Below are 20,831 nucleotides of genomic sequence, written 5' to 3' on the forward strand. Positions count from 1 at the left end.
CTGAGGAACCTCCAACCGTCATTCAATGAGCAGTAAGCCATCAAAAAGCCATCATCAATATCCAGGGACAGCGATGCGGCATCCGTATCCGATCAGGGAGATCGCCCGTCAGGCCGGGCTGAGCGAGGCCACCGTCGACCGGGTGCTCAACGACCGCGGCGGCGTACGGGAGAACACCGTCATGGAGGTGCGCCAGGCCATCAAGGACCTCGACCGGCAACGGACGCAGGTCCGCATCGGCGGCCGCACCTTCATGATCGACATCGTGATGCAGGCGCCGGACCGGTTCTCCACCGCCGTACGCAATGCCCTGGAGGCCGAACTGCCCTCGCTGCACCCCGCGGTGGTGCGTTCGCGCTTCCACTTCCGCGAGACCGGCACTGCTGACGAACTCGTCGCGATCCTGAACAAGATCGCCAAGCGTGGGTCGCAGGGAGTGATCCTGAAGGGCCCCGACCTGCCGGAGGTGGGGGCCGCCGTCGGCCGGCTGGTCGCCGCCGGGATTCCCCTCGTCACCCTGGTGAGCGATCTGCCCAGCAGCGCACGCCTCGCCTACATCGGCATCGACAACCGGGCGGCCGGCGCCACCGCCGCGTACCTCATCGGCCAGTGGCTGGGGGAGCGCCCCGGCAACGTCCTCACCACCATCAGCCGCGGCTTCTTCCGCGGCGAGGAAGAGCGGGAGATGGGCTTCCGCAGCGCCATCCGCAACACCCAGCCGCACCGCGCCCTCGTCGAGGTCACCGACAGCGATGGTCTGGACGCCACTCAGTACGACCTCGTCCACCACGCGCTCAAGCGGGACCCGTCCATCACCGCGGTGTACTCCATGGGCGGCGGCAACGCGTCGACCGTGGCGGCCTTCGAGGAACTCGGACGCGACTGCGCGGTGTTCATCGCCCACGACCTCGACCACGACAACACCCGCCTGCTGCGCGAACAGCGCATCTCCGCGGTCCTCCACCACGACCTGCGCCAGGACATGCGCCGCGCCTGCCAGACCATCATGCGGGCCCACCACGCACTGCCCGACGAAGGTCCCGCGCTACCGTCGGCGATCCAGGTGGTCACGCCGTACAACATGCCGCACGGGGGCTCGGTCACGTGGGAGAACTGATCACCGGTCACCCGGCCGTCGCGTCCGCGCTGCTGCTCCTCGCGGCCGGCGTCGCCTCCGGACTCGCCGGGTCGATCGCCGGACTGGCCTCGCTGTTCAGCTACCCGGCGCTGCTGGCCGCGGGCCTGCCACCGGTCGCCGCCAACGTCACCAACACCGTGGCTCTCTTCTCCAACACCGTGGGCACGGCCGCCGGTTCCCGGGCGGAGCTGCGCGGGCAGCGCGCCCGTCTGATCCGGCTGTCCTGCATCGCGGCGGTGGGCGGGGCCATCGGAGCGGCCCTGCTCCTCGGCACGCCGTCCGCCGCCTTCGAGCTGGCCGTACCGTGGCTCATCGCCCTCGGCTCGGTACTGATCCTCGTCCGCGAACCCCTGCGGCGCCTGATCGCGAAACGTACCTCCGATGCGGCCGCCGTGCCCCAACTACCTGTGGCCTGCGCGGTGTTGCTCGTCGGACTGTACGGCGGCTACTTCGGTGCGGCGGCCGGTGTGCTGATGCTGGCGGTGCTCTCGCTGTCGGCGGCGGAACCGCTGCCGGTGACCAACGCCGTCAAGAACATCGCCACCGGCGCCGCCAACATCACCGCGGCCGTCGCCTACGCGTTCCTCGCCCCCGTCGACTGGAGCGCGGCGCTCGCGCTGGGCCTCGGCTGCTTCGTGGGCGCCTGGATCGGCCCGGCGGTCGTACGACGTGTCCCCGAGACCCCGCTCCGCATCGCGGTGGCCCTCGCCGGCCTCGGCCTCGCCTGGAGCCTGTGGCGGGACGCCACCGCGTCATGAGGCCGCTTCACACCAGTACGGACGTCAGCCCTGGGGCTTTCGCAGGCCGAGGCGAGTCTGCACCTCGTTGTTCTCGGACGCCGCCCAGGAGCAGACCTTGTTGAAGCCGCCGACACTGTGTTCCCGGGCCGCGTTCAGCAGCCAGAACGCCTGGCGGAGCTGGGCGTCCCGCTCGTGCGGGAGCGGCCGCGAGATCGGGTCCGGGTCGTGCAGGTACTTCGCGGCCAGTGTGATGGCCCGCCCGCGTTCGAACTTCGTCACGATGGATTCGTTGCCGTGTGCTTCCTGCAGCACGCGGCAGGCGTCGAAGCAGTCGTAGGCCCGCCGGGCATGGCCGGCCGCCTCCCGCGCGGTGTCGGAGCCCGGTTCCGGTTCGCTGCCGTGCGCCTCCTGATGACCGGCGATCAGGTCGTCCGCCCGGTGGAGGTAGAGCTTCCCGAGCCCGCTCAGCAGCTTCACGCTGGTGAACTCCGTCAGCAGCAGCTCCCCGAGCAGCTCGGAGGCGAACTGCCCCGGGTCCTCGCCGCCGACGAGCGCCGCCGCCGCACCGGACGGCGCCCGGCCCTCCTGCCCGCTGTTCTGCCGGGGCACCGCGGCACCCTGCCGGACACCGGCCGGGGCGGTACGCCCGACGAGCCCGCCGAACAGCTCGCTGAGCCGCTGCTGTTCCGATGCGCCCGCGCCGTCCTTGACCGTGATGCGGACCCGGGCGCCGAGCCGCTCGGAGTCCCGGTCCCGGCCGTAGCGGCGCTGGTCCAGGAAGCGCCCGACCGTACCCGCGTAGTCGCCGCCGACAACGGCCTCGAAGGCCGCGTCGACCGGGTCCCAGCGCACCGGCCGGCCCAGCCGGATCGCGACCCGCTCCCGCAGCACCATGGCCAGCCCGCCGCGGGCGTTGGCGCTGAACACGGCGTCGAGATGGTCCTGCGCGGCGAGCAGCCGGTCGCGCCAGTCGCTCCGGTGGGCGCGGGTCGCGTACTCCAGGTCGGCGAGGAGCGCCTCGGCCGCGGACAGGTGCGCGCCGCGCCGGATCTCGCCGTTCGGCGCCGTCCGGGCGAGGTACTCGTACAGCTCGATCGCCCGGTCGTAGTTCCATACGTAACGGTGCAGGGCGGCCTCGGCGGCGATCAGCCGGGCGTCGCCGGGCCACCGGGCCGCGGCGTCGCGGTAGATCGCGAACAGCGGCTCGTTGTCGACCTGCGGGGCCATGGCCACCGGGCGCGGGCCGAGCCCCTCCTTCCAGTCCTGCTTGGCCTGCTTGAAGTCCAGGACGCTCGTCCAGCGGCGGTACTCGCGCTCCAGCCGGGACTCCAGGGCGCACAGCTCGATCGACGGTCCGTACCGGTGCAGGTGCGCCTTCAGCTTCTGCCGGCGCTCGCGGTGCAGCGCGTCGATGGGCACCCGCTGCCGACGGGCCTTGAGCCGGAGGAAGTCCTCGCCGGGGACCCGCTTCTGGGCGGCCCCTCGCAGACTGCCCTCCTCCGCCCAGTCGGAGTCGAGACAGGTGATGTCGAGCACGGCATGGGCGTGCGAGTGGCTGTCCTGCTGGGCCAGCCAGCCGCGTACCTCCTTCACGCAGGCCCGCCGGCGCTTCGACGCGGCGTCACCGGCCGCACCCGTGCGCGGAGTCATCCGCCGGATGTCGAGCACCTGCCGGAGCCAGACCGAGTACGAGAACGTGCTCGGGGCGAGCTCCACCGCGGCGTGGGCGCACTCCGCCGCCCGCTCCAGCCGGGAGCGCGCCGCGCCGATCCGGTCGTTCTCCCGGAGGGTGTAGGAGTGGAAGCCGTACGCCTGGGCCAGCGCGCTGAGGACCTTCGCGGCCTCCTTGCCGTCCGTGGCAGGGGCGCCGTCCGCGGGCGGCCCGCCCTCGGCCTCCGCGCGCCGGGCCTCGTCCGCGCGCCGCGCCTCGGGCAGCCGTTCCAGCAGGTCCACGGCCTCCTTGGCGCCGTTCTGCCGCAGCGCGGCATCGACGCAGCGCACGTAGAGCTTCCGCAGGAAGCGCGCCGCTGGAACGCAGACGCCCGGTGGCCACGACGACCGCTCGCCCCAGCACTCCTCCAGCGCGTCCATGACCAGCGACCGGGCCTCGACCAACTCCTCGTCGGTCCGGCTCTGCTGGATGACCAGCAGCGTCGCGTCGAACAGCCGCGAGGTCCACAGCGACAGCGGTTCGCCCTGCGCGTGCGCGAGCCGCAGCCCGGCGGCAACACTGCGCGCGCCGTCCAGCAGCACCCGGCGGCTCTCCCCGGTGTCGCTCAGGAGGCGGCCGCGCACCCGGGCGATACGGCTGTTGAGCTGCAGCCGCGAGGAGACGCTGCGGGGCGCGTCGTCCTGCGGGAGCAGGTCCGTCACCAGGCCGCCGACCTGGTCGACGAGCGCCCCGGCCTCCTCCAGCCGGTCCGCGTCGATCAGCGCGTCGGCCGTGTTGAGCAGCCAGGACACCGCCAGCGTGATCCGCCCGGCCTGTCCGGGGCCGCGGCGGTGCGCCCCGTGCAGCAGTACCTCGACCGCGGCCAGCCGGACGTCGAGCAGCCGCGCCCGCAGGCCGAGCCGGTTGCCGGTGAACGCCAGCGACGCGTCCGCCGAGCGCAGCAGGGTGTGCGGTACCTGCTCGGCGTCGCAGCCGGCGAGCGCGGCGGAGACCTCCTCGGCGGCGGCGGTGAACCGCGCACCCGTCCGTTCCGCCGGGCCCTCGGCACGGGCGGCCAGGGTCAGCGACGCCACGGCGTGGTACAGCCGGTAGAGCGCCGCCAGCGAACCGGCGCCCTCCTCCTCGTCCGCCGGCCGCTCCACCGGAAGCGGTTCGGGACCGGTCACCACCAGCTCCTCCGCGTCGGCCGGAGGCGCCAGCGGTTCGTCCGATGTCGGGCGGTAGCTGGCGTCACCGGAGGGCGCGAGGACGAGCGGGCGGATCGCCTCGTGCAGCGCCGGCAGCCGCCGGTCGCCCTCGTCCTCGATCCAGCCGAGCGCCGAACGCAGCCGGAAGCGGTACGCCCCGTCCGCCTCGTCGTCCTTCGGCGCACCGGCCGTGAACAGCGGAAGCGCGGCCGCGGCCAGCCGGCGGTCCAGCTCGGCGAGGCCCAGCTCCTCGGGGACGACGGTCTGGAGGAGCGCGGGTTTGACGAGCGGCCGACCGGGCCGGTTCTCCTCGGCACGGCTCAGCGCGGCGGACACCAGATTGCGCAGCGCCTGTTCGCTGGTCTGCCCCAGCAGGAGCGCTCCCGTATCGGTCCGGGAGAGGACACGCGCGTCCACCAGCCGGTCCAGCGTGTCGCGCGGAAAGCCGACGGCCGGATCCTCCAACACCTGTGGGGAGAGCGGCAGTTGGTCGGCGAGCGCCCAGACCGCGAGGACCGCGAACGGCTCCGGACCGGCGGGCACGTCGGGCCCGGCGGCGAGCCGGCAGCCCAGCTCCCGCAGGGTTCTGATCATGCTGGGCGCGGTGCCCTCGACCAGGGCGGCGGCCACGTCCGCCGGATCGGGCGCGCCCGTACCGCGGCCCCTGCGGCGGAGGTAGCCGATCGTGCTCTGGTTCAGTACGCCCGGGAGGCGCAGCCGGGGGTCCGGGATGCCGCGCAGGACGTCCGCACCGTCGACCGTCACGCGCTCGTGTGCCATGAGGGCGGTGAGGAGATCGGCCGCCTCCTCCTGCGGCAGCTCCTCCAGCAGGACCGGGATCTGATGGTCGAGCTGCTCCTCGCTGTGCACCGGCTCGTCCAGCTCGACGCGGGAGATGACGATGTTGGCCGTGTCCCGGAAGTAGGGGTGCGCGAGCAGCTCGTCGAGCTCCGCGCTGATGCGGTGCGAGTCGTACCCCAGCCGTCCGCAGTCGACGACGAGCAGCAGCGTGCGTCCGCGTGCGTGCTCGCGGAGCCGCTCGATGACCAGGTCGCGGCGGGAGTCGCCGTCGGCCTCGGCGTGCTGGGCGATGTCCTGGAGGCCGACCTCCAGCGCGGAGGCCAGCGCCTCCATGACCGGGGACTCGGCACTCGCGTTGATGATGTTCAGCTCCAGCAGCAGCCAGGGCCGCTCCGCGGGCTCGGAGTCCTTCACCTCGGGGGTGGCCAGCAGTTGGCGGACGAACGCGGACTTGCCGGCGTAGCGCGGCCCGTAGACTGGCAGGACCGTACGCTGCCGGAACCGGCCGAGCGCGCCCGTCAGCTCCGTGGCGCGCCCGGTGAAGAGCGGGTCGGCGACCGGCCAGGCGGGGAATCCGTCGGGGAGCGCCTGCGGGACGGCGGCCGGCCGATCGGCCGGGAGCGGGGCGTAGCTGTACGGAGTGGTGGCCGGTCTGATGTGTTTCCGGTTGCGCAGCCAAGGGCGGTTCGCCCAGGCGGCCGGGGCGTGCTGGGGCAGGACCGCGGCGCCGTTGACTCCCGGCGTACGAGCGATGATGTCGCTCACGGCCTCGAAGACCCACTGCACGGAGAGGCTCGGCTGCGTGGCCGCGACGCCCTCGAACGATTCGAGCAGGGCGCCGGTGAAGAAGGTGGTGTCGCGGTCGGAATCGGCGCGCGCGAAGACGCCGTCCGCGCACGAGGCGATGACGTACCAGCCGTTCTCGCTGGTCGCCGTCGATGCCTCCGCGGGCATGGCCTTGATGGCGCTGCCGGAGAAACAGCAGTCGAGAATGAGCAGCATCCGGTCGGCCGACCGTTCCTGGTCGGCCACCGCCCGGTAGATGTCGGCGACCGACACCATGGAGTCCTGTGGGAACAGCGGGTTTCCGGCGTCGTGCGGTGCCAGGTAGAGCATGCCGGTGCTGCTGTCCTCCTGCGCGTGCCCCACGAAGTAGAGGACGAACAGCCCGCCCGGGTCCGTCGCCCGGTACGCCTTGCCGATCCGCGTCAGCATCCGTTGGCGCGTCATGTTCAGGTGCTGCTGCACCTCTGCCGGGTCGACGCCCCACAGATCAGGATTTTCGAATGCCTCCGCGAGCTTGCTCAGGTTGGTCTCGGCGGCGGGCACGGGCGCCAGCTGCGTCCCCGGGTACTCGCTCCCGCCGATCAGCAGAACGGCGGAGCGGGACGGGTCGACCCGCTCCTCGTCCGGATTCGGCGTGAGGTTCACTGCAGTTCCTTGAGAGCCGCAGCTACGTCCTTCGCCTTCCCCTCAAAGACGATCTCGGTACGGCGCGTACCGTCGGGGAGGTCGGTCCGGACGGCGCTGACCTTGAGGTCCGCGCGCTTCGGCTGCCCGAGCCGCTGCGACGCGTACTCGTACAGGGCCTGGAGGAAGACGGGGAGCAGCACGTTCTCCCCCATGAACTGGAGCACCTCGACGGCGCCGAGCGCGCCCTGCTCCACCTCACTGACGGTGCGCACCGTCCGGACGCCCTGCGCCTTGAGCTTGTTCTTGACCGCCCGTTCGAGGCTTCCGAGCTCGTCCGCCCGGCCACCCTCGATGTTCACGACAATGTCCATGTGTCCCCCCGAGAACCAATGCCTGACGGGCACCAACCGTCAAGGGGACCCACTTTAACGCCAGTTCGGCGAAACAGATCGTTTCAGCGCTCGTCGATCTTGGCCAGGCGGAAGGGGCCCGCGGCGCCGGGGCCGTACATCACCGGCAGGTCATGGCCCTGCGGTACGACGACGAGCGGTTCGTCGCGGTACTCCTTCAGGAACCGTTCCAGCGGCTCCCAGATGAGGCTCTGGTAGCCGGACTCGCTCCGCTGGTGTTCGAAGGACAGGGTCAGTGCAGAGTCCATGACGGTGACGCTCACGCAGTTCACCTCCAGCCATGCACCCCCGATCCAGGCTTCAAGCCGCACGTAGGACATGGCGCACAGCCTGCCTCGTCCGGCACACCGCTCGCAATCAGCCACGGCGGATCCCCGACGCGTGTGCGAAGGGTGACGGCCCTCCGGCGTGTGCATCCATCGCTGCGACTCGTGCGTCTCATGAGTGAGCGGCACTCTCATGTGACCGCACGGCAGGGTAATGGAGTACACGACTTGAAAAACGGCATCAACGGCAAGCGTCGCGTGTCCGCGGTCCTCGTGACCGCGGGAGCCGTCCTGACGGCCGGGGCGTTCGCCGCTCCGGCGCAGGCCGCCACGCTCAAGACGCCCACGATCACCGCCAAGGGCGGTTTCGTGATGAACAACGGGACGGGCAAGAGCCTGTTCACCAAGGCCGCGGACACCCGGCTCGCCACCGGGTCCACTACGAAGATCATGACCGCCCGGGTGGTGCTCGCACAGTCGAATCTCAACCTGGATTCCAAGGTCACGATCCAGAAGGCGTACAGCGACTACATCGTCGACAACAACTGGGCCTCGTCGGCCCGGCTGATCGTCGGTGACAAGGTCACGGTGCGTCAGCTGCTGTACGGGCTGATGCTGCCGTCCGGCTGCGACGCCGCGTACGCGCTGGCCGACAAGTTCGGCAGCGGCTCCACGCGGTCCGCGCGTGTGAAGTCCTTCATCGGCAAGATGAACTCGACGGCGCAGAGCCTCGGGCTGAAGAACACCCACTTCGATTCGTTCGACGGCATCGGCAAGGGCGCGAACTACTCCACGCCGCGCGATCTGACCAAGCTTGCCAGCAGCGCGATGAAGTACTCGACGTTCCGCACGGTCGTGAAGACGAAGTCCACCAAGCAGAAGGTCACGACCAAGAGCGGTGGCTACCGCTACATGGAGTGGGCCAACACGAACAACCTGCTCGGCAGTTACTCGGGCACCATCGGCGTCAAGACCGGCTCCGGCCCGGAGGCCAAGTACTGCCTGGTCTTCGCCGCCACCCGCAGCGGCAAGACGGTCATCGGCACCGTCCTCGCGTCCTCCTCGGTGGCCAACCGCACCGCGGACGCGAAGAAGCTGATGGATTACGGGTTCAAGAAGTAGCCGGCGGAGAAAACAGGCCGGTCCGGGCCGGCGTCAGGGGGTCGGGGGCCCTGGCGCCGGCCCGGCGCTTCACGAGGGCGGGGGGTCAGGCCGCCGCCGCGCCGTCGCGGACCGGGACGTGGCCGAGGGCGCGGGCGCGCAGCCGGGCGTAGCCGGGGCGGATGACCTCGTTGATGAGCGCGGCGCGCTCGTCGAAGGGCAGGAAGGCCGCCTTGGCCGCGTTGACCGTGAACTCCTCCAGCTCCGCCGGGCCGTAGCCGAACGCGGTGGCCAGGTGCTGGAATTCCTGCGTCATCGTGGTGCCGCTGACCAGCCGGTTGTCCGTGTTGAGGCAGACCCGGAAGCCGAGCCGGCGGAGCAGGTCGATGGGGTGCCCGGGGTAGCTCGTCGCGGCGCCGGTCTGCAGGTTGGAGGTCGGGCAGACCTCCAGCGCGATGCGCATGTCGCGTACGTAGGAGGCGAGGCGGCCGAGGCGGACCGAGCCGTCGGCGGCGATCTCGATGTCGTCGGTGATGCGGACGCCGTGGCCGATGCGGTGGGCGCCGCAGCGCAGTACGGATTCGTGGATGGACTCCATGCCGACCGCCTCGCCGGCGTGGATCGTCACGCGGGCGCCTTCGCCGCGGAGGTAGTCGAAGGCGGCGGCATGGCGGCTCGCCGGGTTGCCGATCTCGCCGCCCGCGATGTCGAAGCCGGCCACGCCGCGGTCGCGGTGGGCGACGGCCAGCTCGGCGATCTCCAGCGCGCGGTCGGCGTGCCGCATGGCGCACAGCAGCGTGCCGACGCGGATCTGGCGGCCGTCGGCCGCGGCCCGGCGCTCGCCCTCGCGGAAGCCGGCGGTGACCGCGTCGACGACCTCGTCCAGGGTGAGCCCGGCGTTGAGGTGCTGCTCGGGGGCGAAGCGGACCTCGGCGTAGACCACGCCGTCGGCGGCCAGGTCCTCGGCGCACTCGGCGGCGATGCGGAAGAGCGCGGGGGCGGTCTGCATCACGGCGCAGGTGTGCGCGAACGTCTCCAGGTAGCGCTCCAGCGAACCGGAGTCCGCGGCGTCCCGGAACCACTCGCCCAGCGCGGCGGGGTCGGTGGTGGGCAGCGCGTCGTAGCCGGCCTCCGCGGCCAGTTCCACGACGGTCTGCGGGCGCAGGCCGCCGTCGAGGTGGTCGTGCAGCAGGACCTTGGGGGCCAGGCGGACCAGCGTCTCGTCGAGGGGGTGCGTGGGGACGTGGGGGTACTCGTGCGTGTACTTGTCAGACAACGTCATGGGGTCGGAGTATGACACGGCTCCCCGAGTGGGGGCGACCGCGTCTCACGAGCAGGGCCCGGGGCGGCAGCCGCGCTGCCCTCCCGGGCCCGTGCGTGCGCCTGCCGCCCCGGCCCGTCAGCGGGCCTGCCACACCGGGAGGGCCGGCGCGCCCGGCGGCAGCATGTGCTTGGCCGCGAGCAGCGGGGTGCGGTCCAGCCGTACGACCTGGATCACCAGGACGGCGGGGGAGTCGGCGGGGCGGCCGAGCTGCTCGCCGCGCTGGCGGCCGAGCGTGGTGGCCACGATCGTGCTGCTGCCCGTCAGCGGCAGCGCGCGCCCGGCCTCCAGCAGCAGCCGCAGCATGGACGAGCTCTTCGCGGCGGGCCCGTCGAACGCCTCCGCCGCCTCCGGCAGCAGCTCGGCCAGCGTCTCGTCCCGGGCCGCCCACTCCTGGGTGAGGCAGACCGGCAGGCCGCCGACCTCGATCAGGCTCTCCCAGAAGCGCACCCGGCTGGTGCCCGGCAGCAGCAGGTGCTGGGTGGAGAAGTCGGTCGGCTCCTCATAGGCGCGGGCCAGCGCCGTGGTCACCGCCTGCCCGCCCTCGCTGAGCAGCTGTTCCACCGGCTTGAGGTACTCGAAGCCGCGCGGCGGGAGGTGCGGGCTCACCGTGCGGCCCACCCCGCGCCGTACGGTGATCGCGCCGTCCTCCTGCAGCAGGATCAGCGCCTCGCGCAGCGCGGGACGGCTCACCCCCAGCTCGGCGGCGAGCCGTGGTTCGGTCGGCAGCGTGGAGCCCGGGGGGTAGGTGCCGTCCCGGATGGCCTCGACCATCCGCTCGTACAGCGCGACGACCGGCCGCCGTCGTGGCGGCTGGGGTTGTCTGTCGGCCATGTTCATCTCCCTGGGGCAGTGGTCCGACGTCGTCACCCGTCATGGGTGGCGGTCCGCGCGCTCGCGTGGCCGCGCGGCCCCCAGTTTCGCACCGTGGGAGGGGGTGAGATGGGGCCGTACGCAGGGCAAAGCAATCCTCGTCCGCAGCGCGAATCAATCGTCCGTGATCTCTTGACACCCCGGGGATGGCGGAGATAGACCAGAGCGCACGACGCGTTCCTGTCTGACAAGTGACGCAGAACGAGCGTCGATGACGCCGGTCCATCGCGTGACGGGTGCCCCCTCCAGCGCGCCGTGATCCGGCCGCGCCCGTGTCCGGCGCCCGTATGAAAGCCCCGCCCTCTCAGCCCCAGGAGCCGTCATGTCCCTGAGCTTCCGCGAGCGTACGCGCCCAGCGCCGCCCGCCACCCCGCGGCTGCTGCTGCCCTCACTGGTGCTGGCCGTGCTCGGCTACCAGATCAACGCCACCATGCTCAGCCCCGCGCTGCCCGACATCGCCCGCCGGCTGGACACCTCCAGCAGCCTGGTCGGCCTGTCGCAGACGCTGTTCTTCCTGCTCGCCGCCGTCGGACAGGTCACCCTCGCGCGCCTCAGCGACTACCGCGGGCGCAAGCCGGTGATGCTGCTGTGCGGCGTCCTGCTGATCATCGGCAACCTCGCCTGCGCCCTGGCGCCCGACATCTCCGTCTACCTCGCCGGGCGGATCCTCCAGGGCGTCTCGGCCGCGATGTTCTCGCTCTCCTTCCTGACCCTCAACGACCTGCTCCCGCCCGCCGGCTTCGGCCGCGCGGCCGGCATCATCAGCGCCGTCAACGGCGGTTTCGCGGGCATCGACGCCATCGTCGGCGGGCAGCTCGCCGACACCGTCGGCTTCCGCGCGATCTTCCTCGGCGGCCTGGTGCTGTCGGTGGTGGGCACGCTGGCGGTGGCCCGCTACGTACCGGCCGTGCCGCCGAAGGCGAAGGGCACCATGGACTGGCTGGGCGCGGGACTCCTCGCGCTGGGCCTGTCCGGGCTCCTCATCGGCCTGGCACAGGGCGCCGCCTGGGGCTGGACCTCACCGGCCACGCTCGGCTGCGTCCTGGGCGGACTGGCCGCGCTGGCGGCGTTCGTCCTCGTACAGCGGTCCCGCTCGGCGGGCGGTAACGGCACCGGCACGGACTCCGGTACCGGAGCGGACTCCCGCACCGGCGCCGCGCGCCCCCGCATCACCGCCGTCATCGACATCCGGCTGCTCGCCTCGCGCCGCGCCTGGCCGCTGCTGCTGACCGTGACCCTCACCCTCGCGGGCGCCTTCGGCGCGCTCGCCCTGACGATCCCGCTCTTCACGCAGGACGCGCACGCCGGTTACGGGCTGTCCGCCACCTGGTCCGCGCTGCTGTACTCGACGCCGGCCGCGGCGATCGGCGTGATCGGCGCCCCGCTCGCGGGGTACTTCGGGCCGCGCATCGGGTGGCGCCGCGTCGCGCTGATCGGCTCGGCCGGCTCGCTGCTCGCCTTCGCCGTCGCGGTGCCGTTCCGGGACCAGCCCTGGGTGCTCTTCGCCGCGCTCGCCGTACTGGGCCTGACGTACAACGGCATCAGCATCACCGCGCTCAACGGGCTCGCCGTCGTCTCCGCGCCCAAGGATCAGCAGGGCGCCCTCACCGGCCTGACCGGCGCCTGCTTCGGCGTCGGCGCCTCCCTCGGTACCGCCCTGGCCTCCGGACTGATCACCACGGCCGGCACGAGCGGGGCCACCGGCGCCGCCGCCTACACCGGCGCCTTCGTCGCCGCGCTCGCCCTGCTGGCCCTCGCCATGGCAACCGCCCTGGCCATCAGGCCGGTACCGGCGGGCGAGGGCGCCACGGAGCGGGCACCCGGCGTCCATCTGTGAAGCGGCTCCTGATCCACGGGCATGAGGACACGAGTGACGGGTAGCCGGGCGGTGGTGAACGCTAGACCTGCGGACGCCTGATTCCGCAGAGGAAAGGAGCCCGCCATGCTGATGGCCCACTCCGCGATGCTGCGCAATCTCATCGACCAGTACGAGGCGCTGGCGGTGCTGAGTGCGGAACGCGGCAGCGACGAGGTGCGCCAGCGGATGGACGACCTCGCGTACCTGCTGTGCATCACCACCGGCACGGCCGACGTGGACAGCGCGCTGGTCGCCGCCCGGCACCGGCTGCCCGGCGCCCGTATGGAGGACGACTCCCTGCTCACCGCGTGACCCCGGCGGGGCGGTGCCCCGTCGGCGCGGGATGGCCGTGGTAGTTGTTGCGTGCCCCGCGCCGTGGACAGGAGACGCGTATGACCGAGCAGAACCCGGACCCGGACCCGCGGCAGAATCCGGACCCGGACCCGCGGCGTACGCCGGGTCTGGAGCCCGGCGGCGGCGTGCCGCCGGGCGAGACGCCGCCCGCCGAGGGCAGCACGCCCTGGGCCGGCCCGCAGGAGACGTACAACCCCCCGAAGGGCTGGGGCAAGGGCCCCCTCATCGCCATCGGCATCGTCGTCCTGCTCTGCGTCGTCTTCTTCTTCGCCTTCGCGTTTCTGGTGTGATGCTTTTACACGACGGAGCCGGCCGCTCATGGCGGCCGGCTCCGTCTGCACGAACGGTGCGGTGCTAGCTCTTGCCCACCTCCCTGTTCACCGCGGCGGGCGAGTCGTAGTCGGACTCGGGCAGCTTCTTCAGGGCGCCCATGATGTCCTTGCTCGCGCCGTGCTGCTCGGCCTGCCGGACGATTTCGTCCTTGGAGGCCGGGTAGTTGACGCCGCCGAGGCACTTCTGCATTTCGATGGGGTTCACGTTGTTCTCCATGCGCTGGGGGTACCCCGGCGGCCCGCTGCACACGGCGTGCGGACGCGATTATTCGCCCCGATGGAGCAAGAAATTCAGGCCGCTGTATATGTGATGACGAGGACATCGCGGCGGGCGGGCCGGTCGGCGTCCACGGGCCGGATGGGGGAGACCCCGTGCAGGGTGCTGCGGTCGTCGGAGAGCAGCAGGGCCGCGGGTTCCTGAAGCGTCGTCGACAGGACTTCGCGGCCGTCGGTGGCGTACACCGTGCTCTGCCCGCCGGTGGCATTTTCCCGGCCGATGAGCAGCGAGGTCACCAGCGTCACGCCGTCCCGGTGGCGGCCCTCCGGAGTGGGCTGTCCTTCGCTGTCCGCAGCGGCCGTGACCCGGAAGGGGTGCACCTTCACCCGCCACCGCTCCGGCCTCGCCAGCGCGTCCGCCGCCTTTCCCAGCAATTCCAGCAGGGAATGCAGTACGGGGTCGGCGAGGAATGCGTCCGTGAGCGGGTCGAATTCGCGGTGCTGGGTTTCGTAGAGGTGATTGGTGCGGTCCGGCTGGAGGAATGGCTCGTGGGGCTGCAGTGTCCCTTCGCCGGTTTCCGGGTCGACGGTGAAATGGCCGTACCGGCGAAGCCTTCGGGTGCCGCGGGAAGCCGCGTACGGGTCCGGTGACAGCTCTTCCCAGTGCGCGGCGAACCGCGCCCAGCCGTCGGACCCGCCGGGCAGCGCGGCCCGCACGGCGGCCGGGGGCATGAGGTGGGCACCGGTGGCGGTCAGTGCCGTACGGGCGGCTTCGATACCGGCGCTGTCGGTGGTGCGGTCCATGCGGCCATGATGTGCGGCGCCGCCGAGGGCCGCACCCCGGTGGCGTACCACTGCTGCGCTCAGCGGCGTGGCGGCAGCCGGTGCAGTTGTACGTCGCTCAGCCGGCCGTCCGCCGCCGCCAGCGTGAGGTACGTGCAGTACGGCTCGCGGCGCCGGTCCGTCGGGGAGCCGGGGTTGAGGAGCCGCAGGCCGCCGGGTGCCGTGGTGTCCCAGGGGATGTGGCTGTGGCCGAAGACCAGCACGTCGAGGTCCGGGTAGCGCTCGGCGCACCGGCGCTCGCGGCCCTGTGCCCCGCCGGTCTCGTGCACGACACCGAAGCGCAGCCCGCCCAGCTCGGCGCGCGCCACCTCGGGGAGCCGGGCCCGCAGCTCGGGCCCGTCGTTGTTCCCGTACACGCCGATCACCCGGCGGGCCCGCGCCTCCAGCAGATCCAGCGTGGCCGTGTCCACCCAGTCGCCCGCGTGCAGTACGGCATCGGCGCGCTCGATCTCCGCGAGGAGCTGATCCGGCAGGACCTTGGCGCGCTGGGGCAGATGGGTGTCGGAGGTGAGCAACAGACGCATCGGGCGGCCTCCTGAACCTGCGGAACTTACGGATCGCGAGGTACTGCGGACGGTCTGCGGACGGTTCGTCACGGTACACCTGAGCCCCGCCGCGGGGCGGTCGCATAGGCTCACCGGGCGATGAAGAACACTCAGGTGCCGCCGGCGGCCAAGGCGGACAGGTCGACCGTGCGGCGGCACAACCTCAGCCTGGTGCTGCGGGTGGTGCACGACGAGGGCGAGGTCACCCGCGCGGCGGTGGCCGCGCGGGTGGGACTGACCCGTGCGGCGGTGTCCTCGCTGGTCGAACAGTTGCTGGCGGGCGGGTTCCTGGTCGAGTCGGGCAAGACGTTCAGCGGCCAGGCGGGCCGGCCCGGCACCGTGCTGAAGGTCGCGGGCACCGGCCCGGCGGGGCTCGGCGTCGAGATCAACATCGACTACGTCTCGGTGTGCGTCGTCGACCTCGCGGGCACCGACCGGGTACGGCTGACCACCCACCTCGACAACCGGGGCGCGTCCCCCGAGGAGGTACTGGACCGGGCGGCCCGGATCGCCGCGCGCACGCTGGAGTCGGCCGCCGAGCAGGAGCTGCGCCCGGCGGGGGTGCGGCTCGCGGTGCCGGGCCTGCTCTCCGGCGGCACCGTGCGCCAGGCCCCGAACCTCGGCTGGCACGGCGTGGCGGTGGAGGAGATGTTCGGCCGGGCGCTGGCCCGGCTGCGGCCCGCAGGCCGCCCGCTGCCCGTCGGCTCCGACAACGAGGCGAACAGCGCGGCCCTCGCCGAGCTGTGGTTCGGCGGCCTGGACCGGGTGCGCAGCTTCCTGTACCTGACGGGGGAGACCGGCGTCGGCGGCGCGCTCGTACTCGACGGCGAACTGCTGCGCGGGGCGCACGGTTTCGCGGGCGAGATCGGGCATGTGGTCGTGGACCCGGACGGGCCCGAGTGCCGCTGCGGGGCGCGCGGTTGCCTGGAACAGTACGCGGGCCAGGCGGCGCTGCTGCGCAACGCCGGGCTGGAGCCGGGGCAGGGCGGAGCACCGGCCGTGACGGAGCTGGAGCGGCGGGCCCGGCAGGGCGAGCCGCGCGCGCTGGCGGCGATCGAGCAGGCCGGGCGGCAGCTGGGGCTGGTGCTCTCCGGCGCAGTGAACCTCTTCGACCCGGACGCCGTGGTGCTCGGCGGCAGTTACCGGCTGCTGATGCCGTGGCTGGCGCCCGCCACCCACGCGGAGCTGGCCCGGCGGGTGGTGTCGGGCCTGTGGAGCGCGGACGGCGGGCGGCTGCGCGCCTCGTCCTCCTCGGGCGACGCCGCGCGGGGCGCCGCCGCCCAGGTCGTACGGGAGGTACTGGCCGATCCGGTGGCGTACGCGGAGGGGCAGCCGCAGAGCTGAGCGGCCGCCCCGGGCGATGCGTACGTGGCCGGGAGCCCTGTGCTCGCCGGTGCGTCAGCGCACCGCGAGCAGGTGCTCCATCGCGAGCTGGTCGAGCCGCTCGAAGGCCATCGAGCGCTCGGCGGCGGCGCGCACGTCGAACTCCTCGTACGCGGCGCGGTCGGCCCGCAGCGCGGCCAGGCCGTCGGCGGCGGTGGGCTGCGCGAGCTCGTCCAGCCGGGAGTCGCGCAGCGCCTGCTGTACTTCGGGGTCGGTGCGGAAGGCGGCGGCCCGCTCGCGCAGGATCAGGTAGTTGCGCATGCAGTTCTTCGCGGACTCCCAGACGCCGTCGAAGCCGTCGGTGCGCACCGGCTTGAAGTCGAAGTGCCGGGGGCCCGCGTACCCGGCGGTCTCCAGCAGATCCACCAGCCAGAACGCCTGCCGCAGGTCGCCCGCGCCGAAGCGCAGGTCCTGGTCGTACTTGATGCCGTTCTGGCCGTTCAGGTCGAGGTGGAAGAGCTTGCCCGCCCAGAGGGCCTGCGCGATGCCGTGCGGGAAGTTCAGCCCGGCCATCTGCTCGTGGCCGACCTCCGGGTTCACGCCGAACAGCTCCGGCTTCTCCAGCCGCTCGATGAAGGCCAGCGCGTGGCCGACGGTGGGCAGCAGGATGTCGCCGCGCGGCTCGTTCGGCTTCGGCTCGATGGCGAAGCGCAGCCCGTAACCCTGCTCGGTGACGTACTCGGCGAGCAGGTCGAAGGCTTCCTTCATACGGTCCAGCGCGTGGCGCACGTCCTTGGCGCCGCCCGACTCCGCGCCCTCCCGGCCGCCCCACGCCACGTACGTCTCGGCGCCCAGCTCGGCCGCGAGGTCGATGTTGCGCATGGTCTTGCGGAGCGCGTAGCGGCGCACGTCGCGGTCGTTGGCGGTGAAGCCGCCGTCCTTGAAGACCGGCTGCGTGAAGAGGTTGGTGGTCGCCATCGGGACCTTCATGCCGGTGGCCTCCAGCGCGGCGCGGAACCGCTTGAGGATCGCCTCGCGCTCGCTGTCCGTGGACCCGAAGGGGATGAGGTCGTCGTCGTGGAAGGTGATGCCGTACGCGCCGAGCTCCGCCAGCCGCTCGACGGACTCCACCGGGTCCAGCGCGGGCCGGGTGGCCACGCCGAACGGGTCGATGCCGGTCCAGCCGACGGTCCACAGGCCGAAGGTGAAGCGGTCCTCGGGGGTGGGGGTGTAGCTCATGGGCACCTCTCTTGCGTCGCGCCTATTAGTAAAGCTAGAAAACAAATTAGTATGCGGTGCGGTCGCGGGGAAGCCCCCACGGCGGGCCGACCGGAAAAATCCGTCAAGGAGGAAACGTGCGCGGACAGCAGGGGCAGCGCCTGGTCATCGGGGTGGACAGCTCGACCCAGGCCACCAAGGCCGTCGTCGTCGACGTCGAGACCGGCCGCATACAGGGGCAGGGGCGCGCCCCGCACACCGTCACCGGCAGCGACGGGGCCCGGGAGAGCGACCCGGAGGCGTGGTGGAGCGCGCTCGGTGAGGCCGTCACCGCCGGGCTGAAGGAGTCCGGCGCCGATCCGTCCGCCGTGGCCGGCATCGCCGTCGCGGGCCAGCAGCACGGCCTCGTCGTGCTGGACGCGGCCGGGCGCCCGCTGCGCCCCGCGCTGCTGTGGAACGACACCCGCTCGGCACCGCAGGCCGCGGCCCTGACCGCCGCGCTCGGCGGCCCGGAAGCCTGGCTCGCGCGTACCGGATCGGAGCCGGTCGCCTCCATGACCGCCACCAAATGGCAGTGGCTGCGGGACCACGAGCCGGCCACCGCCGCGGCCGCGGCCGCCGTCCGGCTGCCGCACGACTTCCTCACCGAACGCCTCGCCGGCACGGCCGTGACCGACCCCGGCGACGCCTCGGGCACGCTCTGGTACGCCACCGCGACCGGCGCCTACGACCCGGCACTCCTCGATCTCGTCGGCATGGACGCGCGGCTGCTGCCCGAGGTCGCGCCGACCGGTGCGGCGCACGTGGGCACACTGACCGAGGCGGCCGCCGAGGCGCTCGGCCTGCCCGCCGGTACCGCCGTCGCCGCGGGCACCGGCGACAACATGGCCGCCGCCGTCGGCCTCGGCCTCGGCGGTGCGGGCCTGCTCGACCACCCCGTCGTCAGCCTCGGCACCTCCGGCACGGTCTTCGCCGCCAGCCGGGCCCGGCCCGCCGCCCCCGGTATCGCCGGGTTCGCGGCCGCCGACGGCACGTACCTCCCGCTCGGCTGCACCCTGAACTGCACGCTCGCCGTCGACAAGGTGGCCGCGCTGCTGGGACTGGACCGCGAGGACGCCGAGCCGGGCGGCGCGGCGGTCCTCTTGCCGTACCTCGACGGCGAACGCACCCCCGACCTGCCGCACGCCTCCGGGCTGCTCACCGGCGTCCGCCACGACACCACCCCGAAGCAGCTGCTCGGCGCGGCCTACGAAGGCGCCGCCTTCACCGTGCTGCGTGCCCTGGACGAACTGCTGCGCGCCTGCGGCCTGGACCCGGCGGCACCCGAGGTGCGGGACCGCCCGCTGCGGCTGACCGGCGGCGGCGCGCAGGGCCGGGTCTGGCGGGACACCGTACGGCGGCTCTCCGGCCGCCCGCTGATCGTGCCGCACCACACCGAACTGGTCGCGCTGGGCGCCGCCGCACTGGCCGCCGCCGCGGCGACCGGCGCCGATCCCGTGGCCATCGCGGCCGGTTGGGGCACGGGCGAGGGTGAACCGCTGCCGGCCCTGCCGCGCGACCGGGCGGCGTGGGACCGCATCGAGGGCGTACTGGAACGGGCGACACCGTCGTTGCTGAGCTGAGCCGGGGCGAGCCGAGCCGGGGCGGGCGCGGGGCCGGGCCGCGGGACCGTCAGGCCACCGCTGAGCCGGCGCGCGGCAGAAGTCACGCCACCGCGTCCCCGAACTCCCGTACCGCCTCGTCCACGATGGTCTGCAACTGCGTGTGGTGCGCCCCGCGCCAGTACACCCGGCCACAAGCGGTGCACTGCGCGAACACGTCGTACGTGCGCCGCGTGCCGTGCTCCAGCCGCTCCTGCACCGACTCCTTGTCCGCGTCCTTCAGCTCGCCGTTGCACGCCGTGCAGCGCGTCCACGGGGCCAGTCGGGGTGCGAACCGGCTCAGTACGTCCCGGAGTTGCTCGCCCGGCCGGTCGCTGTAGACGAACGCGCCGGCCCACAGCTCACGGCGGCGCAGCAGTCCGCGGTCCCGGGAGAGCAGCACGCGGCGCTGGGCGGCGGAGCGGGCGGCCAGCTCCGGGTCGCCGATGTCCTCGCTCTCGTACGCCGCGTCCACGCCCAGCAGCCGCAGCCGCCGCGCGAGCGTGCCGAGATGGACGTCGAGCAGGAAGCGCAGCGGCGCGCCCGGCACCTGCTGCGGCCGCTCGACCGGCCGCACCTCGACGCTCTCGTCCGCGCGCGGCACATGGGAGATCGGCCGCTCCCGGCCGTCGACGAGCAGCGCGCCGACCTCCGTGAGCGGCACGCCGAGCGATTCGACGATGTGGCCGAGCGTGGACGTCCCGTCGGTACGGAAGGCGGTGGGGCCGCCGCGCCGCGCGGCAGTGGCGAGAGTCTGCAGCTCAGGGGCGAAATCGATGGAGATCTCGGGACCGTTCACCCCCACAGCATGCCATTACGGAGCGGCGTCGGACCGGGGATTTTCCGCCGAGCCGACGACGCGCGCGTACTGCGCGGCCAGGCCCTCCAGCAGCGCCTGCAGGCCGGTCTCGAAGGCGCCCTCGTCGACCGACCGCTGGTGCTGGGCCAGCAGATGGGCCTGGTCGAGGTGGGGGTACGTACCGGCGTACAGCTCCGCGTCGGTGGGGAAGCCGGCGGCGAACGAGCCGAGGGCCGAGCCGGTGATGAAGTACCGCATCGAGGCGCCGATGTGCGTGGCGTGCGCGCGCGGCCAGCCGGCCGCGACCAGGCCGCCGAAGACGGCGTCGGCCAGCCGCAGCGAGTTCGGGCGGTGCGCGGAGGGGCGCATGAGGGCCGGGACGAGGTTGGGGTGGCCGGCGAGGGCCGCGCGGTAGGAGCGGGCCCAGTCGCGCAGCGCCGTACGCCAGTCCAGGCGGCCGAACATCGACAGGTCGACCTGGCCGACGACCTGGTCCACGAGCGCGTCGACCAGCTCGTCCATGGTCCGGAAGTGGTTGTAGAGCGAGGGGCCCGTGACGCCGAGGACGGCCGCCAGCCGCCGGGTGGACAGGGCCTGAAGCCCTTCGTCGTCGACGAGTCGCAGGGCCGCTTCCATGATGCGGTCGCGGCTGAGCAGTGGTTGGCGCGGGCGGGCCACGGCGCATCTCCTCGGCAGGTCGGCGGGACGTGGACCTTACACGGTGGTGCCCGGGCAGTCGCAGTGCACCTCTTTTCAGCGGCATGACGGCGGAGTAAGGTGC

19 protein-coding genes are annotated in these 20,831 nt (G+C 72.7%); 8 read left to right on the forward strand and 11 right to left on the reverse strand.

Features of this window, described 5'->3' with window-relative positions; translation table 11 throughout:
* Nucleotides 1–73 precede the first annotated feature (73 nt).
* Together AB0I82_RS21085 and AB0I82_RS21090 are read left to right on the forward strand one after the other, a co-directional pair.
* The gene (locus AB0I82_RS21085) at nucleotides 74–1,117 is read left to right on the forward strand and encodes a LacI family DNA-binding transcriptional regulator (RefSeq protein WP_363258836.1); all 1,044 of its coding nucleotides are present in this window, start codon (nucleotides 74–76) and stop codon (nucleotides 1,115–1,117) included.
* Nucleotides 1,105–1,896 carry a sulfite exporter TauE/SafE family protein gene (locus tag AB0I82_RS21090; protein ID WP_363258837.1) on the forward strand — a complete coding sequence of 264 codons (792 nt, stop codon included), beginning with the start codon at nucleotides 1,105–1,107 and terminating at the stop codon, nucleotides 1,894–1,896. The genes AB0I82_RS21085 and AB0I82_RS21090 overlap by 13 nt, the downstream gene beginning before the upstream one ends.
* 24 nt (nucleotides 1,897–1,920) lie before the next feature.
* On the opposite strand, the gene AB0I82_RS21095 is transcribed toward AB0I82_RS21090, so the two are convergent.
* From AB0I82_RS21095 to AB0I82_RS21105, 3 genes are all read right to left on the reverse strand, one after another.
* Nucleotides 1,921–6,969, reverse strand: coding sequence for a hypothetical protein (locus tag AB0I82_RS21095; RefSeq protein WP_363258838.1), 5,049 nt, complete (start codon nucleotides 6,967–6,969; stop codon nucleotides 1,921–1,923).
* Nucleotides 6,966–7,322: a hypothetical protein gene (locus AB0I82_RS21100; protein WP_363258839.1), complete on the reverse strand. Its 357-nt coding sequence runs from the start codon at nucleotides 7,320–7,322 to the stop codon at nucleotides 6,966–6,968. Before AB0I82_RS21100 ends, AB0I82_RS21095 begins: the two co-directional genes overlap by 4 nt.
* A gap of 83 nt (nucleotides 7,323–7,405) precedes the next feature.
* Nucleotides 7,406–7,609 (reverse strand): hypothetical protein, encoded by a 204-nt coding sequence (locus tag AB0I82_RS21105; RefSeq protein ID WP_363258840.1) that lies wholly within the window; start codon nucleotides 7,607–7,609, stop codon nucleotides 7,406–7,408.
* A 246-nt stretch (nucleotides 7,610–7,855) separates the two neighbouring features.
* Here AB0I82_RS21105 and AB0I82_RS21110 point away from each other — a divergent pair, with 246 nt between their 5' ends.
* The gene (locus tag AB0I82_RS21110; RefSeq protein ID WP_363258841.1) at nucleotides 7,856–8,749 is read left to right on the forward strand and encodes a serine hydrolase; all 894 of its coding nucleotides are present in this window, start codon (nucleotides 7,856–7,858) and stop codon (nucleotides 8,747–8,749) included.
* A gap of 85 nt (nucleotides 8,750–8,834) precedes the next feature.
* Here the strand turns inward: AB0I82_RS21110 and AB0I82_RS21115 are convergent, their stop codons facing one another.
* Both AB0I82_RS21115 and AB0I82_RS21120 read right to left on the reverse strand, forming a co-directional pair.
* Nucleotides 8,835–10,010, reverse strand: coding sequence for an adenosine deaminase (locus AB0I82_RS21115; RefSeq protein ID WP_363258842.1), 1,176 nt, complete (start codon nucleotides 10,008–10,010; stop codon nucleotides 8,835–8,837).
* 117 nt (nucleotides 10,011–10,127) lie between these two features.
* A complete protein-coding gene (locus AB0I82_RS21120) occupies nucleotides 10,128–10,889 on the reverse strand; it encodes a GntR family transcriptional regulator (RefSeq protein ID WP_363259079.1) in 762 nt (253 codons plus the stop codon).
* A gap of 355 nt (nucleotides 10,890–11,244) precedes the next feature.
* On the opposite strand from AB0I82_RS21120, the gene AB0I82_RS21125 reads away from it, so the two are divergent.
* From AB0I82_RS21125 to AB0I82_RS21135, 3 genes are all read left to right on the forward strand, one after another.
* On the forward strand, nucleotides 11,245–12,759 hold the full coding sequence (locus tag AB0I82_RS21125; protein ID WP_363258843.1) for an MFS transporter: 1,515 nt from the start codon (nucleotides 11,245–11,247) through the stop codon (nucleotides 12,757–12,759).
* 105 nt (nucleotides 12,760–12,864) lie between these two features.
* Nucleotides 12,865–13,092 (forward strand): DUF5133 domain-containing protein, encoded by a 228-nt coding sequence (locus tag AB0I82_RS21130; RefSeq protein WP_363258844.1) that lies wholly within the window; start codon nucleotides 12,865–12,867, stop codon nucleotides 13,090–13,092.
* Nucleotides 13,093–13,172: 80 nt separating this feature from the next.
* Complete coding sequence (locus tag AB0I82_RS21135; protein WP_363258845.1) at nucleotides 13,173–13,424, forward strand: DUF6480 family protein; 252 nt, start codon at nucleotides 13,173–13,175, stop codon at nucleotides 13,422–13,424.
* Between the two features lie 64 nt (nucleotides 13,425–13,488).
* On the opposite strand, the gene AB0I82_RS21140 is transcribed toward AB0I82_RS21135, so the two are convergent.
* The 3 genes from AB0I82_RS21140 to AB0I82_RS21150 form a co-directional block, all read right to left on the reverse strand.
* On the reverse strand, nucleotides 13,489–13,683 hold the full coding sequence (locus AB0I82_RS21140; RefSeq protein ID WP_363258846.1) for a DUF2795 domain-containing protein: 195 nt from the start codon (nucleotides 13,681–13,683) through the stop codon (nucleotides 13,489–13,491).
* A gap of 74 nt (nucleotides 13,684–13,757) precedes the next feature.
* Complete coding sequence (locus AB0I82_RS21145; protein ID WP_363258847.1) at nucleotides 13,758–14,486, reverse strand: 2OG-Fe dioxygenase family protein; 729 nt, start codon at nucleotides 14,484–14,486, stop codon at nucleotides 13,758–13,760.
* A 59-nt stretch (nucleotides 14,487–14,545) separates the two neighbouring features.
* Complete coding sequence (locus tag AB0I82_RS21150; protein WP_363258848.1) at nucleotides 14,546–15,049, reverse strand: metallophosphoesterase; 504 nt, start codon at nucleotides 15,047–15,049, stop codon at nucleotides 14,546–14,548.
* A gap of 120 nt (nucleotides 15,050–15,169) precedes the next feature.
* On the opposite strand from AB0I82_RS21150, the gene AB0I82_RS21155 reads away from it, so the two are divergent.
* A complete protein-coding gene (locus AB0I82_RS21155) occupies nucleotides 15,170–16,414 on the forward strand; it encodes an ROK family transcriptional regulator (protein WP_363258849.1) in 1,245 nt (414 codons plus the stop codon).
* Between the two features lie 54 nt (nucleotides 16,415–16,468).
* Here AB0I82_RS21155 and xylA read toward each other — a convergent pair whose 3' ends face one another.
* Nucleotides 16,469–17,632 carry a xylose isomerase gene (gene xylA, locus AB0I82_RS21160; RefSeq protein WP_363258850.1) on the reverse strand — a complete coding sequence of 388 codons (1,164 nt, stop codon included), beginning with the start codon at nucleotides 17,630–17,632 and terminating at the stop codon, nucleotides 16,469–16,471.
* Between the two features lie 116 nt (nucleotides 17,633–17,748).
* On the opposite strand from xylA, the gene xylB reads away from it, so the two are divergent.
* The gene (xylB, locus tag AB0I82_RS21165) at nucleotides 17,749–19,233 is read left to right on the forward strand and encodes a xylulokinase (protein ID WP_363258851.1); all 1,485 of its coding nucleotides are present in this window, start codon (nucleotides 17,749–17,751) and stop codon (nucleotides 19,231–19,233) included.
* A gap of 82 nt (nucleotides 19,234–19,315) precedes the next feature.
* Here the strand turns inward: xylB and AB0I82_RS21170 are convergent, their stop codons facing one another.
* Together AB0I82_RS21170 and AB0I82_RS21175 are read right to left on the reverse strand one after the other, a co-directional pair.
* On the reverse strand, nucleotides 19,316–20,050 hold the full coding sequence (locus tag AB0I82_RS21170; protein ID WP_363258853.1) for a Mut7-C RNAse domain-containing protein: 735 nt from the start codon (nucleotides 20,048–20,050) through the stop codon (nucleotides 19,316–19,318).
* 15 nt (nucleotides 20,051–20,065) lie between these two features.
* Complete coding sequence (locus AB0I82_RS21175; RefSeq protein ID WP_363258854.1) at nucleotides 20,066–20,728, reverse strand: TetR/AcrR family transcriptional regulator; 663 nt, start codon at nucleotides 20,726–20,728, stop codon at nucleotides 20,066–20,068.
* Nucleotides 20,729–20,831: the final 103 nt, after the last annotated feature.

This window comes from Streptomyces sp. NPDC050315 (genome assembly GCF_040655775.1).
Classification (GTDB): Bacteria; Actinomycetota; Actinomycetes; order Streptomycetales; family Streptomycetaceae; genus Streptomyces.

Excerpts from the sequence above, each read along its gene's own strand:
- AB0I82_RS21085 (WP_363258836.1), top strand. The coding sequence starts at position 74 with ATGCGGCATCCGTATCCGATCAGGGAGATCGCCCGTCAGGCCGGGCTG.
- AB0I82_RS21100 (WP_363258839.1), bottom strand. The coding sequence starts at position 7,322 with ATGGACATTGTCGTGAACATCGAGGGTGGCCGGGCGGACGAGCTCGGA.
- AB0I82_RS21105 (WP_363258840.1), bottom strand. The coding sequence starts at position 7,609 with ATGGACTCTGCACTGACCCTGTCCTTCGAACACCAGCGGAGCGAGTCC.
- AB0I82_RS21115 (WP_363258842.1), bottom strand. The coding sequence starts at position 10,010 with ATGACGTTGTCTGACAAGTACACGCACGAGTACCCCCACGTCCCCACG.
- AB0I82_RS21120 (WP_363259079.1), bottom strand. The coding sequence starts at position 10,889 with ATGAACATGGCCGACAGACAACCCCAGCCGCCACGACGGCGGCCGGTC.
- AB0I82_RS21125 (WP_363258843.1), top strand. The coding sequence starts at position 11,245 with ATGTCCCTGAGCTTCCGCGAGCGTACGCGCCCAGCGCCGCCCGCCACC.
- AB0I82_RS21130 (WP_363258844.1), top strand. The coding sequence starts at position 12,865 with ATGCTGATGGCCCACTCCGCGATGCTGCGCAATCTCATCGACCAGTAC.
- AB0I82_RS21135 (WP_363258845.1), top strand. The coding sequence starts at position 13,173 with ATGACCGAGCAGAACCCGGACCCGGACCCGCGGCAGAATCCGGACCCG.
- AB0I82_RS21140 (WP_363258846.1), bottom strand. The coding sequence starts at position 13,683 with ATGGAGAACAACGTGAACCCCATCGAAATGCAGAAGTGCCTCGGCGGC.
- AB0I82_RS21145 (WP_363258847.1), bottom strand. The coding sequence starts at position 14,486 with ATGGACCGCACCACCGACAGCGCCGGTATCGAAGCCGCCCGTACGGCA.
- AB0I82_RS21150 (WP_363258848.1), bottom strand. The coding sequence starts at position 15,049 with ATGCGTCTGTTGCTCACCTCCGACACCCATCTGCCCCAGCGCGCCAAG.
- AB0I82_RS21155 (WP_363258849.1), top strand. The coding sequence starts at position 15,170 with ATGAAGAACACTCAGGTGCCGCCGGCGGCCAAGGCGGACAGGTCGACC.
- xylA (WP_363258850.1), bottom strand. The coding sequence starts at position 17,632 with ATGAGCTACACCCCCACCCCCGAGGACCGCTTCACCTTCGGCCTGTGG.